Annotated in this window: 14 protein-coding genes; 12 read left to right on the plus strand and 2 right to left on the minus strand. The window is 56.1% G+C overall.

Translation table 11 applies throughout. From position 1 onward, the window contains the following. The first annotated feature begins 103 nt into the window (after positions 1-103). Positions 104-2158: a hypothetical protein gene (locus Q8R39_03635; protein MDP3735490.1), complete on the plus strand. Its 2055-nt coding sequence runs from the start codon at positions 104-106 to the stop codon at positions 2156-2158. Positions 2159-2377: 219 nt separating this feature from the next. Here the strand turns inward: Q8R39_03635 and rpmB are convergent, their stop codons facing one another. Beyond that, on the minus strand, positions 2378-2620 hold the full coding sequence (gene rpmB, locus Q8R39_03640) for a 50S ribosomal protein L28 (GenBank protein ID MDP3735491.1): 243 nt from the start codon (positions 2618-2620) through the stop codon (positions 2378-2380). Positions 2621-2669: 49 nt separating this feature from the next. Beyond that, the gene (locus Q8R39_03645) at positions 2670-3608 is read right to left on the minus strand and encodes an FAD-dependent oxidoreductase (GenBank protein ID MDP3735492.1); all 939 of its coding nucleotides are present in this window, start codon (positions 3606-3608) and stop codon (positions 2670-2672) included. Positions 3609-3768: 160 nt separating this feature from the next. Here Q8R39_03645 and Q8R39_03650 point away from each other — a divergent pair, with 160 nt between their 5' ends. From Q8R39_03650 to rplU, 11 genes are all read left to right on the plus strand, one after another. After that, positions 3769-4833 carry a sigma-70 family RNA polymerase sigma factor gene (locus Q8R39_03650; protein ID MDP3735493.1) on the plus strand — a complete coding sequence of 355 codons (1065 nt, stop codon included), beginning with the start codon at positions 3769-3771 and terminating at the stop codon, positions 4831-4833. Between the two features lie 89 nt (positions 4834-4922). After that, positions 4923-5363 (plus strand): hypothetical protein, encoded by a 441-nt coding sequence (locus Q8R39_03655; GenBank protein ID MDP3735494.1) that lies wholly within the window; start codon positions 4923-4925, stop codon positions 5361-5363. 231 nt (positions 5364-5594) lie between these two features. After that, a complete protein-coding gene (locus Q8R39_03660) occupies positions 5595-6698 on the plus strand; it encodes a DUF2914 domain-containing protein (protein MDP3735495.1) in 1104 nt (367 codons plus the stop codon). A 147-nt stretch (positions 6699-6845) separates the two neighbouring features. Then, positions 6846-7028, plus strand: a complete 183-nt coding sequence (locus tag Q8R39_03665) for a DUF5678 domain-containing protein (GenBank protein ID MDP3735496.1) — start codon at positions 6846-6848, stop codon at positions 7026-7028. Between the two features lie 333 nt (positions 7029-7361). Continuing rightward, complete coding sequence (locus Q8R39_03670) at positions 7362-7982, plus strand: hypothetical protein (GenBank protein MDP3735497.1); 621 nt, start codon at positions 7362-7364, stop codon at positions 7980-7982. Between the two features lie 206 nt (positions 7983-8188). Further along, on the plus strand, positions 8189-9313 hold the full coding sequence (locus Q8R39_03675) for a Gmad2 immunoglobulin-like domain-containing protein (protein ID MDP3735498.1): 1125 nt from the start codon (positions 8189-8191) through the stop codon (positions 9311-9313). 136 nt (positions 9314-9449) lie between these two features. Continuing rightward, the gene (locus Q8R39_03680; GenBank protein MDP3735499.1) at positions 9450-9743 is read left to right on the plus strand and encodes an MGMT family protein; all 294 of its coding nucleotides are present in this window, start codon (positions 9450-9452) and stop codon (positions 9741-9743) included. Beyond that, positions 9740-10840: a tRNA 2-thiouridine(34) synthase MnmA gene (gene mnmA / locus Q8R39_03685; GenBank protein MDP3735500.1), complete on the plus strand. Its 1101-nt coding sequence runs from the start codon at positions 9740-9742 to the stop codon at positions 10838-10840. The genes Q8R39_03680 and mnmA overlap by 4 nt, the downstream gene beginning before the upstream one ends. A 429-nt stretch (positions 10841-11269) precedes the next feature. Beyond that, entirely contained in the window at positions 11270-12379 is a 1110-nt protein-coding gene (locus Q8R39_03690) for a DNA recombination protein RmuC (protein MDP3735501.1), read from the plus strand. 142 nt (positions 12380-12521) lie between these two features. Next, positions 12522-13961, plus strand: coding sequence for an RNA polymerase sigma factor RpoD/SigA (locus tag Q8R39_03695; protein ID MDP3735502.1), 1440 nt, complete (start codon positions 12522-12524; stop codon positions 13959-13961). Positions 13962-14059: 98 nt separating this feature from the next. After that, positions 14060-14410, plus strand: a complete 351-nt coding sequence (gene rplU / locus Q8R39_03700; protein MDP3735503.1) for a 50S ribosomal protein L21 — start codon at positions 14060-14062, stop codon at positions 14408-14410. Positions 14411-14484: the final 74 nt, after the last annotated feature.

The raw sequence follows: 14484 nt of genomic DNA on the forward strand, positions 1-14484 counted from the left end.
TGAGTGTCGCAGGTATCGCAGGACGATATTTTTTGCGAGAGGGACGGAGCGAATTGTTCACTCCGCCCGAGACGAATCCAGTCTACGGAAAAGGAACGATTGAATGTTACGACATTATGTAGCGACTGTTTTGGTTGTAGTGATGGCGCTTGTTGCGCCATTGCAATCGGCTCTCGCGGGCCATCTCACCGGTACTCCGGCAACGTACACGCTCGATGCAGACTTCGACGAGGGCACCCTCGTGAACGTCAACCATACTGATGTGACTGATCAACTTCAGCTCAACAGTGTAGCTAAGCCATTTGGTTTCATTTGGATCGCCGCATCCGATCGTGGAACGGTGATCAAGATTAACACAGTGACTGGCGCAATTCTCGGCGAATATCGGACTGCACCTGCAGGCCGCGCGCTTAACCCGTCTCGGACTACCGTTGACAGCAATGGCAGTGTCTGGGCAACAAACCGCAACGAAGGCGACTTTGTCGCAGCCAACGCCATTTCACCAGGTATTCCAGCCGCAGGTGGCGGCATGGGTTCTGTCGTCCACATCGGCCTTGAAGAAAACGGGCAGTGTGTGGATCGAAACGGCAATGCTGTTATTGATACGTCCGCGGGACTTGGCGATATTAAGCCATGGCTAAACGGCGGCGGTGTTGATAATCTTGGCGGTGTCTCAACCGCCGAGGACGAGTGTATTATTCACTACACGCGTGTCAACTCAACCTTTTCCCGGCATGTGTCTGTTAATACCAGCAACAATGTGTGGGTCTCTGGCATCGGGGATCGGAACTTCGACCTCGTTGACGGTGCGACTGGCATGATCATTAGTCAACAGCCATCCGTCGGCTTCGGGGGCTATGGCGGTTTGATTGACGGCGCAGGTGTTATCTGGTCTGCGCGGCCACTCCTGCGCTGGGATACGGCGCTTCCTTTAGTGGGGCCAAATGGGGATCCTGCGGGATTTAGCATCGGTCCGCCAGCGCCTGCAACCAATTGGTCCGGCCAAGGTGCGCCTGATAGTTATGGGCTCTGCATTGACCCATCTGGCAATGTCTGGAATACGCGCTTGTTCGGAAATGCGATTGACAAGTACGCGCCGGACGGCACACACCTCGGCACATTTGCCCATGGAAATGGTGAAGCGCAGGGCTGTGTCGCAGACACGAGTGGCCATATCTGGGTTGCACATTCTTTATTCGGTGCGACCACTGTTGGTCATTTACTGAATGACGGCACCTACGTGGGGAACGTGCCTCTTCCGGGAGGTGTCGGCCCAACTGGTCTTGCCGTGGATGCGGCTGGAAAAATTTGGTCTGCTAATATTAGCTCCAATAACGCCTCACGGATTGATCCCTCGTTGGGACCTATCGGTGGAGGCGGAGTTCCTGTCGGTGCCGTAGACATGACGGTCGCGCTCGGTGCGGGCGCAGGTCCGTATAATTATTCCGACATGACCGGCAGCACCCTGATTGCTGCGCCGAACAATGGCACATGGACGATCGTTCATGATAGCGGTGTCGTCGGGCAAGAGTGGGGCAAGGTGAGCTGGACTGCTTCCACGCCGTCCGATAGCATGCTGACGGTGACGGTTGCGAGTAGTGGCGACGGTTTGATCTTTGGACCTCCGGAAGCCGCGACGAATGGCGGCGATCTGTCGGTCGCGAACGGACAGTATGTGAAGGTGGTCGTGAGCTTTACGCGCGCGACGACCGGCGAGAGTCCTATCTTGTATGACTTAAGTCTCTCAACGAACGAAGCTCCCGACTGCGACGGTGCCTATGCGGACCCAGGCGTAATCTGGCCGCCGAATCACAAAATGGTGCCGCTTACAATAAGCGGCGTGACGGATCCTGATGGCGATCCGGTCGTGATCATAGTGACAGGTATCATGCAGGACGAGCCGACGAACACGCTTGGCGATGGCAACACCGAAGTTGATGGCGCTATTGACATGAGTGGCATGGCTTCTGTTCGTGCCGAACGCACCGGAACCCCCAAAGTACCGGGTGACGGACGAGTCTACCATGTGACCTTCGAAGCTGATGATGGCAATGGTGGAAAATGCTCCGGTGTTGCACGGGTCTGCGTACCCCACGACATGGGACAGGGCAGCGTCTGTGTAGACGGCGGACCGCTGTATGACTCGCTCATGCCATAAGTAGTTACCCTCCTTCCGTAATTTTGCGAGGCCGCTTCATCTTCTGATGCGTGCCACGGCCCGAGCTATTACCTTGCTCGGGCCGTTTCCTTTTGTAAAAGTGGACATCTAAAAGTGGACATCGGATGTCCACCAAATGTCCACCAATTTATTCAAAGCGTAAAAAATCCGGGCAACCACGGCTGTGGTTGCCCGGATTCTCCTTGCCCGCGATCGTTTTTAAATGATCCCCGCCTTTTTCAGTGTTGCGTAGGCACCATTTCTATTGATGGTTTTGATCGCGCGCGTGGAGAGCTCGAGGCGCACGGTTCTGCCGAGCTCCGGCACAAAAAATCTTTTCTTCTGCAGATTCGGCTGTCGGCGGCGTTTGCCCGTCGGGTTGAACTGCGTCGCGCGTGTGCGGTTCGAATATCCGCCGCCGACTTGTGAAGATTTATGGGTAATGGGACACGATCTTGCCATATGATTTTCGCATACTATCACGACAGATACCACTATGCAATTCGTTTTTTTAACGGGCCCTAAGATAGACGTAGATGTCTTCAAGCGCGCGGACGGCGTCGCCGACCGCGATGTTGTTCTGATGGTAGCGCACATTCGTGCAGTCGCCTGCGGCCCAGAGACCCTCGACTGACGTGCGTTGTGTCCAGGGGTCAATCTCGATCTGGTTGTACTGATTGAGCGCGAGGAGACCTTCGACAAAGTTGGTTGTTGGCACGAGGCCGATCTCGACGAAGATGCCCTGCGTCGGATGCTCGCGCACCTCGTCGCTCGATCGGTCTTTGTATATGAGCGATGTCACAAATTGCTCCCCTTTAACTTCAAGGAGCTCGGCGTTGCTGATTGCTTTCATTTTTGGGTCTTTGAGTACGGCCTTGACGGTAACCGGATCCGCCTTGAACTGCGGCGAGTAGTCGAGGAGTGTCACGCTTTTGGCATAGGCGAGAAGCTGCGCTGCGGTCTCAAATCCGGCGTTGCCGCCGCCGACGACGGCGACGTCTTTCCCCGCAAAGAGCGGTCCATCGCAGGAGGCGCAGTAGGTGATGCCCTTATGCTCGAAGCGATCCGCTCCGGGCACCGTGAGGCGGCGGCGGGCGCTTCCGGTCGTGATGAGCACGGTGCGCGCCTCGTAGGAGCTCTTCTCGGTGAGCACGGCAAAATCGTTTTCCCGTTTTTCAACTTTTGTTACTCTCTCGCTGGCCTTGATCTCGATAAACTCGCCTGCATACGTGCGCAGATGCTTCTCGAGCATCGCGGCTAGCTCGACGCCAGTTACCGAGGGCGTCCCAATCCAATTCTGCACGTCCGTGGAGACCACGCTCTGGCCGCCGAAGGGAAGCTGGTTCGGCATGGCAGCGGTGAGGAGTGCGGTCTTAAGCTGCTTTCGAGCGGCGTACACCCCTGCCCCTACTCCCGCAGGACCGCCGCCGATGATGATGAGATCGTACATGTCCATAAGTATAGCAGAGAGAAGTCATAGGAAAGTAGTATTGACCTACCGACCTCGCCCTGTTAAAGATTAAGAGCAGAAGTGTTCATGCGAAAGACACCCTCTGCCCGGAACGATTATGATCTTTGCCTTGATTTTTCAAGGATAGAGGAGATGATACATGACTGCGCCTTCTGTGTTTAGCCACGATGATGAGGGTGTGAAAGAGGAAGAAGCAGGTGACGGAGAAGAAGTTTCTTCTATTGAAGAGAGTTTTCTATTGGAGGACCTCGACGAGCAGTTTTTTGAGACCACCGAAGAGGAGGATGCGGAAGAGGAAGCTTCAGAGTGGCTGACGGACCAGGACTCTCGAGTGGCCGAAGCGAAGGGCGTGGTTGACTTCCATGAGGTAGGACTCGTTGCTGGATGGTTTCAAACGATTTGTTCTATTCCACTCCTCGATCGCGCGGGCGAGGTCGCTCTTGCGAAACGCATAGAGGAGGCAGAGACAGAAGCCGAGCGCGATGCAGCAAAGAAGGAGATGATTGAGGCAAACCTGCGCCTGGTGGCGAGTATCGCAAGGAAGTACACCTACAGTTTCGGACTGTCGTTCTTGGATAGTATCCAAGAAGGCAACATCGGGCTTATGCGCGCTGTCGAGAAGTTTGATTATCGTCGCGGATTCAAATTTAGCACCTACGCAATCTGGTGGATTCGGGATGCGATCCTGCGCGCGATTGTTGACCAAGGCAGGGCAATCCGTATTCCCGTGCATGTCGCAGAGGTTGTCCAAAAAGTACAGCAATCTCGCGAGAAACTTGAGGCACTCCACGCTCGTTTACCAACCGCAGAAGCGATTGCTGTGGATACGGAGTTGGACGTCGGACGGGTGCGGCGTGCCTTGCATCTTCCGTTGGTCGGCTCACTTGAGCGACGTATAGGCGATGGCGATATCGAGTTCGGCGCGCTGCTCGAGGATAAGAATGCTCCTTCTCCCGTCGACGACGCTGTTAAGGAGGATTTGGCGCAAAAAATTAAGGATGTTCTTTCTACGTTAACCCCGCGGGAGGAAAAAATTCTCCAGTTGAGATTCGGCCTCAATGGTGAGAAGCCGCATACGCTTGAGGAAATCGGACAAATGTTCGGCGTAACTCGCGAGCGGATCCGGCAGCTCGAAGCGCAAGCCCTGAGAAAGCTCCGACACCCCGCCAAGAGCAGGGTATTACGTGAGTTCCTAGAGGAGTGATTCGCGGCACCGGCCACCAATGGGCTCGTGCCGCGTTTTTTTACCCGGCACCTTGAGGGAGAGGTGCCGGGTGCGCTAGTATGGACGCTATGCATCTCGAACTGACACAAAATCAATACGATGCGCTGATAAAGCTCGTTGCGCTTGGTAACTGGACGGCAAATGCTCACCGAGACGAGAACGAGCGGATTGTCGCCTTCGACGAGCTTGAGCGGCATGTCCGTGCTGCGGCGGCGGCTGGTCGCGGTGATGGCACGATTGCGCAAGACGCTGAGACCGGCGCCTACTACGCCACCTGGGAGGCGGACGACGATCCGGTTGTGGGCAAACTTATTGACGAGTATGACAACGATACGTTTTGGGATGAGCTGCTACACCGCCTCGTCGAGCGAGACCTCGAGCGCGCGTACGGGCATGACATTCTCCACGATCCAGAGCACCGCGCGACGCTCGAAGAGCCGTTTGTCTCTCGGTGGGATGACGAGTTGACGAATTATGGAATCGGGAGGCTCGAGGTGGGGGAGGCGTGAAGTGCCAAGCGGAAAACGCAAAACGAAAAACAACAGTGCAAAGCGCAAAAAATTTCCAATTTCCAAAAAACAATTTCCAAACGAATCTCAAATCTCAAGTTCCAAATCACAAACGTTCGTGTTTGGAACTTGAACTTTGAATCATTGGAATTTGTTTGGAGCTTGTTTTTTGGAGCTTGAAATTTTATTCTGTTGTTTTGCGCTTTTCGTTTTGCGCTGCATATGAGCCGTATGAAATCGTTTTTTGGCACTCTTGCGCGCAGATTTTCTCGAGCGACTCGTTTCTTCAGCGCACATTTCTCGACGCTTGCCCTCCTCGCGGGTTTTGTGTGGGACAATCTGACGCTCACGCGCGTTGATCTGTGGCTGAATCATATCGGCCTCCTGATCTACCTCGCGCTTGCTGGCGTCGGGATCATTCTGATCAACGCCTCACGCGCATCGCAGCCCGCCTGCCTCACCCGCTACGCCTTCTGGTATCCGATTGCCGTGCAGTTTGCCTTCGGTGGCCTGTTTAGCGGCTATTTTGTATTTTACTCGCGGAGCGGCTCGCTCCCGGCAAGCTGGCCGTTTCTTTTTTTCCTTGCGGCGATTCTCGTCAGTAATGAATTCCTCCGCGAGCGCTACCATCGCTTGCTGCTTCAGGTCGGCATCTTGTACATAGCCCTGTTCTCTTACGCGATCTTCGCCGTGCCGGTCGTACTTCGCTCGGTCGGCACCGGCGTTTTTCTTCTCTCGGGGCTCGTGAGCCTTGCTATGGCGGCATTTTTTCTCGCGCTTCTCTCGCTCGTGCTCACGGAGCGATTTCGCGCACTGGTGCGCCGTGTTGCGATTTTGATTATCGCGATCTACGCGCTCTTCAACGCCTTCTATTTTTTAAACGTCATCCCGCCGCTTCCGCTCTCACTCAAAGACATCGGCGTCTATCACCGCGTCGAGAAGACGGATGGTGGAGGATACCGCGTGCTCGCCGAGGCACCACGGAGAGCATGGCTGCCGTGGCCGCGGCATGATCGGACGCTCTATCTCGCCCCCGGCGGTACACTCTACTGCTTCAGCTCGGTATTCGCGCCGACAGCGATAACGACGCGCATCTTTCACAGTTGGGAATACAAAGACGCGAGGACAGGGAAATGGGCGCAAGCGACGCGCGTGCCGTTCTCGATCACCGGTGGGCGCGACGGCGGCTACCGCGGCTTCTCATTTAAGAGTGCGCTCTTCCCAGGTCATTGGCGCTGCGACGTCGAGACCGAGCGCGGCGCGCTCATCGGACGGCGGACATTTCGCATCGTCGAGACCGACACACTGCCGAAACTCGTCGAGCGCGAGGAGTGAGGGGCAGCAGCGAGGAGCGAGGAAGGCGCGAGGAGGTTTCCCCGTCGTCATAATAACCTGACGGTCGCAATTTTATTATGACGGGGGATAATGGCTGGCGGCACGGTCCACGATGTACAAATCAACCAAAAAGCGTATAGTGTCTCTATGGCACACACCGTTAAAGACAAGGATATACAATTCGCAAAGAAGTTGGCAAAGTATGCCGAGAAATGGGTGGCGCTCGAGGTGAAAGAAAAACGTATTATTGCGTCTGGGGTAACCCTTCGAGAGGTACAGGCGAAGCTCGGCCGAAAAAAAGAGCGGGGGTTACGTTTTCCATTTGGTTGAGAAGTACCCCCTCGCGCTGGGTCATCTGCGACCACTGCAAGCCGCTCTTCGGGAAGTATAAAAATCAGTTTGCAGTGATGGCGAAGTAGGCCAGGACAACGAGCCTGAACAACTCGACATAATGCGCCAGAAAAACGTGCGGCGAAGTTTAGTACAACCAGAGCGACTGATCAAAATAAAAATCACCCCGAGTGAAAACACTCGGGGTGATACGATGAATTGCGCTACTCCTTTACAGGCCGACATGCCTACTTCGTTTCTCATTCGGCCCGCATTTTGGCGTTGATTTGCTCGATGTGATCTCTCACGCTTAATTTATATTTTGTCAAATTTTTGCGCCAGAGGGCAATTGTGCGTATAGTGGTGATGATGTCAGGGATCGGGGCTATAGCAAAGAAGGCGGCTCTCGCGTGCGCGAGGCGCGCCACGGAGCTTGAGGCCGCACGGCGTCGTGCGAATACTGCCCGCACGGCCGCAAAGCGCGCCGTTGCGCTAGTGCGGCATGGCGATGCGGAGAGCGCAGGCGGGCTCATCTCAGCTGCGGAGAAAGAACTTGAGGTACTCGCGCGACTCGCGCGCACGAACCCGCGCCTCCTTGCCGAGAGTTTTTATCGCGAGGCAGTTGAGGAGTATGTAGAGGCAAAAGCGCTCGCTGCTTTTGTGGCGCAGGGGCGATTTGTCTTGCCTACCGGAATCATTGTTGACCCTGAAGAGATGCTCGGCGGCCTTGCGGATGCAACGGGCGAGCTCGTGCGTCGGGCGGTGACGATTGCACATGAGAGCGGGGCACTCGCGGAGCTTGAGCTCTACCGTGCCGCCGCTGCCGCCCTCTCCCACGAACTTGCGGCAGTCTCCGAGGCCGGAAAACTCCGCCAGAAGCACGATGAGGTCGAGCGCAATCTCCACCGCCTCGAGCAGCTCATCTACGAAATAAAGGGGAGAGGGGAGGAGTGAGAAAATTCGCCCCGAAAGCCCAAAACACAAATTACAAAACCCAAACAAAACACAAACGCACAAAATCAAAACTCGCGACGCGGAGGTTTATGCTTTTGTGTTTTGAATACTGTGCTTTGTTTGGGTTTTGTGTCTTTGTGCTTTGTGCGTTTTATAGCTTAGGTCTTGTGTTTTCGTGAGGCCTGTTTTGAATTTCGAGCTTCGTAATGATACGGGTTATGCGTCGTTTCCAATTTTCCACTTCCAACTCCCGATTTCTAAATACAGGCCGGATTCTCCCGTATGTGTTTCTCGTGGGCGGAGTTGTGCTTGCGGCGCTTGCCGTGCTGTTTTTTTCAGGCGGGGGAGGCGAGAGCGCGCCGGCTGATTCCGTTTCCGAGACTGGAGGCGAGACGGCCTCGGGTGCTCTCGATACTAGTCTCTGGGAGACATACCAGAGTGATGCATTCGGCTTTTCGATTAAGCATCCGGCGCACTGGGAGGTTCGCGTTTCAGAAGATGAGTTCACGCCAGCGATCAACATTTTCGACCCGGCAACCGCTGTGGGTGCCGCGTTTCCGCTGACTCATTTCTCCGAGGCGACGCATGTCTCTATGTACCCGCGCGGCATCCCGACCGAAGGCGTGTTCAGCAATACGCGTGAGAGCGGCGTTCGTTTCGGTGAGAGCGTGCGCGTGGCGAACGATTTCCTGCTCGAGGATGGAAGCGCATGGGCAACGGCCGCGAGCTTCGGCCGTATCGTGCCCGCCGGCTGGGACGAGGCCGGATTTCTGTGGGCGAAAGTAGTGATTGACAATCTCGACCTCACCTGTCGCCGGGGTGTGGAGACGGTGCCAGTAGACGTTTGCGATCCGCTCTCGGGTGACACACTCGTGCGCCGCGGCACAGTGAATGCACGTGTGCGTGCCATTGAGGAGGCGATGCTCGCGTCGTTTCACTATCTTAATCGCGTGCGAGGAGGCACCGTGAGCACGAGCACCGATGCGACGAACCTCTCCGACGACCTTATTCGCGTCACCTCGCCCGAGCCCGGAGCCGTGATTACAAGTCCGCTCACCATTCGCGGTGAGGCGCGCGGCAATTGGTACTTTGAGGCAACATTTCCGGTCGTGCTCGTTGACTGGGACGGCCGGATCATCGCGGAGCACTATGCAGAAGCGAAAAGCGATTGGATGACCACCGACTTCGTGCCGTTTGAAGCGATGCTCGAGTTTGTGGTGCCGGACACCTCCGTGAGCGATCGCGGCGCGCTCATCCTTCGAAACGCCAACCCGTCCGGTCTTCCGGATTATGATGCGGCGATTGAAATCCCCGTTAGGTTTGTGCAGTGATTAGGCCGGGCCATAGGATTGGTTGCGCTATTTGTGTAGCCGGGGTTTCGCAGCAAGCAGCAAGCGCCAAGCAATAAGCACGGACGGTACATTTGTGTTTGCCGCTTGTTCGATGGTGCTTACTGCTCGGACAACTATGCACAAAGCCCTCCAGCTTCTCCGCCTCATCCCTCGCGGCAGAGTGGTGACCTACAAAGAGCTCGCGCGCGCCTGCGGCACCTCGCCGCGCGCCGTGGGACGGATACTTGCAGGGAATAAAGAGCCAGCGAAGTATCCTTGCTACAAAGTCGTCTCTTCGCGAGGCGCGCTCACGGGCTACAGCGCCCCGGGCGGCCTCACTCGTAAGCGCGAGCTCCTCGAGCGCGACGGCGCCACCTTCGCTCGAGACGGCCGCGTGCTGCCGGAGCATTTTTATCGTTTTGAAGAATGAGCAGTGATCTTAAACCTAAAGTATTCGTCGCGATGTCTGGGGGCGTGGACAGCTCTCTCGCGGCGGCGCTTCTTCAGGAGCGCGGGTTTGACGTGCATGGAGCGTTCATCATGACGTGGCAGATTCCGGGCTTGCCATGCAGCGCGGCCGAGGACCGTCGCGACGCGATGCGCGTCGCGGCGAAGCTCAACATTCCATTCCATACATTTGATTTCGCCGAGGAGTACAAGCGCGGCGTTGTGGACTACATGCTCCGCGAGTATGCGGCAGGGCGGACGCCGAACCCGGACGTGATGTGCAATAAAGAGATTAAGTTCGGTGCGTTTCTGCGGAAGACGCGGGAGATGGGGGCGGAGTACATGGCGACGGGGCACTATGCGCGCTTAGAAAGAATCAAGAATCATGAATCAAGAATCATGAATCGACTCCTCATGTCCAAAGATACAAACAAAGATCAGACGTACTTTCTTTGGATGCTGGGGCAGGAGGCGCTCTCGCGCACACTGTTTCCGATCGGCGATTATCTGAAGAGCGAGGTACGGGAGATGGCGCGGGAGCGGGGGTTGATCACGGCTGACAAACGAGATAGTCAAGGGCTTTGCTTCCTCGGCAAGATTGACGTGCGGGCATTTCTCGCTCGGCACTTGGGAGCGAAGGAAGGCAGCGTGCTTGATGCCGCGAGCGGTAAGGCGATCGGGGTTCATGCAGGAGCGGCGCTCTATACGCTCGGACAGCGGCACGGCTTTAGGGTTGAACACGAAACACCCCGGAGCGAGCCGCTCTATGTCGTGTCGCGCGACATTGCCGCGAATACGATTACGGTCGCGTCGCGAGCGGCCGTACTTCGCGTTCCCTCTGCGCGTTGCGAAGTTGATCTCGGTATATGCAACTGGATCGGCGAGGCGCCGGAGGCAGGCGGTGTCTACCTCGCCCGTATCAGACACCGCGGCGAGCTTATGCCGTGTCGAATTGAGCCATTTGAGCGAGATATGAGCCGCACACGAGTGCTTTTTGAAACGCCACTCCTCGCCGCCTCCGGCCAGTCGCTCGTGCTCTATGAAGGAGAGCGCGTCGTTGGAGGAGGGGTGATTGGATGATGTCCTTGCCTGTCTCGTAACAAGAAGTACACCCCGTGCACAGTGGTGCACGGGGTGTCTATACTGGGGTTCGCGTCGCACGTTACGGACGACGGGTTCCATGACTTTGTTTTTCGTACAGACGTAGTTGTATTATCTCGCCGCTCGTTTCGGGCGGATAGTCAAAAAAAGCCGATTCGGCGGTATACTGCTGTCGCCGGTCCTTTCGGTAGCACTGGGGGTATCGCCTCCATTGTCGCACGAATTTTGTCAGTATTGTTGCGCAGTCGACTATCAGTCCCGTCACTATATAGCTTCCTTTCTTAGAATATCTGTGTACTCCGAGCGTTTCTTTTTGTAGTAAAGCAAAAGAGTAGTCGATAGTCAATGTACTGGGTCTTGCCTCGCGTGTATAGCTGGAGCGCTGCGACTGCGGTAGAATAAAGCGCGATGTCAACGACTCTCCTTCTAGTTATAGTTGCGATCACGGGGTTTCTCGTCGCGAGCGTTTCTGCATGGTTTTATTTTAGTACCCGTCGGCGTGAGCGCGAGGAGCGCGAGCGAGAGGGGGGGCAGTCCTTCCTTATGCTACAGAATCAGCTGGGCGAGATTGCGCGTACACTCGATGGGCGCCTCAGTGAGGCGTCGCGGTTTATGCAGGAATCGAACCGCGAGGTACAGACCGCGGTGCGCGCGCAGTTTAGTGAATCGGCGAAGATCATACGGGAGGTGACCGAGGGGCTCACGAGTCTGCGGGAGACCAATACGCAGGTCGTTTCGTTTGCGGAGCAGCTGCAGTCCCTGCAGGATGTTCTCCAGAACCCGAAGCGTCGCGGGGTGCTCGGCGAGTATTATCTTGAAACGGTGCTCAAAAACGTGCTGCCTCCCTCGGTGTACGCGATGCAGCATCGGCTGGGCGCGGACGGCGAGGGAAGCGAGCTCATCGTTGACGCGGCGATTTTCGTGCAGGGGAAAATCATCCCCATAGACTCTAAATTCTCGCTTGAAAATTACAACCGCCTCGCGAGTGAGCGCGACGAGGCGGAGCGAGTGCGGCTCGAGCGACAGTTCAAGCAGGACCTCAAGAATCGTATTGACGAGACGAGCAAGTACATCGAACCCTCACTCGGCACCATGGACTTCGCGCTCATGTTCATTCCCTCTGAGGCGATTTTTTACGATCTCATCATCAACCAGGTTGGCGCGGTAAAGGTCAATACCGAAGAGCTTATCCAGTACGCGGCGCGTAAACACGTCAACATCGTCTCGCCGAATTCTTTTTACGCGTTTCTGCAGGTCATCCTCCACGGCCTCCGGCAGGTTGAGATCGAGCAGAATACCGAGCTCATAAGGAAGCGCGTCGGGGAGCTCGGGCGGCACCTCAAGAGCTACGAGGATTTCTCCCTCCGGCTCGGGAACTCCTTGCGTACCACAGTGAATCACTACAACGCCGCAGGGAAAGAGTTCGGGAAGATTGATAAAGACATCCTGCGCATCAGCGGGGCAGAGGCCGGGCTCTCTGCCCTCTCGATTGAGCGGCCGGAGGGGGAGGGAGAGTAGCGCGAGAGCAGAGCGGCTGCTATTCTACGTTATAGAGTAGGGGTAGAGTAGGGGAAGCCCTGTTTCTTTACACCCAAATGGGATACGAGTGTCCTATTTCATCTGCGGGTTTTGTGGCATAGAGATCTGAAGGAGGATAGTTATGCGAGGAGAGTATAAGGAAGACAGGCAGTATGTCGTAGTGCATGGGGGTGAGAATGAGGATTTGAGCGACGAGGGGTCATCGGAGTTTAACCTCGCAACCAATATCGATGCGCTGAAGGGTGAGGGCACGGCCAATAACATCGCTCGGTACCTCTCTGACGTGCGACGGTACACACTGCTCACGCGCAAGCAGGAGCAGCAACTGTTCAAGCGTCTTGAGCTGCTTCGGGCGCGAGTGCTTCGCATTCTTCACCTTGCACCGACGACATGGGCAGTGATCGAGCGTTTGCGGAAAGAGATTGCCCGGGGAGAAGTCGCGATCAGTGAAATCACCGCACGCGAAGGGGATGAGTCAGCAGAGAGGTTGTGGGCAGCGTTCTCGACCAGCGCGGATGAACTAGATGAGCTTTTTGTTCGTCTTGATGCATTGCGGCAGGGCGGCGTGCGAGAGCATGTGCAGAGAAAAGCGCGGCGTGTGCGTCTTGAGCGCCGCGAGGTGCTGCGATCTATTGTTGAGAAGCTCGCACAGGAGCTCTGCCTCACGGAGGTCGTGTACACAATGCTCCGTAGCGCACTCGAGCGCGGCGTGGAGGAGTGTCCGGAAAATCGGTCGGTGTATGTGTCCTATATGGCTCTGGTCCGCGCCGAAGAGCGTCTGAAGGCAGTTGCCGACCTCGTGATCGCGTCAAATACGCGCCTCGTGGTCCATGTCGCGAAGCACTACCGCAGGAGCGGCATGCCGTTTCTCGATCTGATCCAGCAAGGAAACCTCGGCCTTATGCGCGCCTGCAGAACATTTGAGTACCAGCGCGGGCTCAGGTTTTCCACATACGCGACCTGGTGGGTGCGACAGAGCATCATGAGATCGTTTGTGGGGCGGCGTATCGTGCGTCTCCCTGAATATATCGAGGATAAGGTGGGTCGTTTTTTTGGTGTTTGTGACGCGTCTATAGCCACACACGGAAGGCAGCCAAGCGCCTCCGAGCTCGCCGAAGCATTAGGGATACCTGTCGAGAGGGCACACACGTTGCTCGACACATTTGGTGTCAGCGGTTGTGTATATCAGATCTCGCTCGACAAGCCGATACCGCGAGATAAGGGAGGCAGGGCAAGAAGCCCCCTTGATTTCCTGGCGGATTCGCGAGTCGCATCGGCGGAAGCGCGCGAGATCGTCCGTTCGACCGACGCTCTGCTTCGATCATTGCTTGAGTGTCTGGATGCGCGTGAGCAGGATATAGTTCAGCTGCGTTATGGGCTTAGAGAGCATAAGCCGCATACGCTTCGGCAAGTGGCGGTTGTCCGTAGGCTTTCCCAAGAGCGTATACGGCAGATCGAGGTAGGTGCTCTCCAGAAACTTCAGGACCGCGCCAGTCGCTGTGGGCCGCTTGCCCGGGAACTCGTTCGAGAACTTTTTCACCTGCGCGCGCAGGAAGAGTGACGAGTGGTCTACCTTTTTTGAGCGCGCAATACACCATAACCTCCGTGTCGGTCCGCGAATCGGCACGGGGGTTGAGTTTTTGCCTTTGGCACTGTAGGATGGCTCTATACATGGAATTTGCGGTGATACAAACAGGGGGCAAGCAGTATCCGGTCGCTGTGGGCGAGAGGATCACGATTGAGAAGCTGCCCGGCGAGCTCAAGGAGGGCGACAATGTCACCTTCGACTCCGTGCTTCTTGTTGAGGACGGTTCCGACACTACGATCGGCACGCCGTTTATCGAAGGGGCGGCGGTGCACGGCACGATCGAGAAAATCGGCCGCGCCAAGAAGGTTGACGTGGTGAAGTACAAGGCAAAGAGCCGCTACTTTAAGCGCCGCGGCCACCGGCAGCCGTATATGGAGGTGAGGATTACGTCGCTTGATGGGAAAGTGGAAAGTGGAGGGTAGAAGGTGGAGCGAGAAATTTGCAATAACTATGCGACCGCATAATTATTGCAAATTTTTATTTTCTGTGCAGATCC

It is taken from the genome of bacterium (genome assembly GCA_030697645.1).
GTDB lineage: Bacteria > Patescibacteriota > Minisyncoccia > Phycocordibacterales > VMGT01 > JAUYPI01.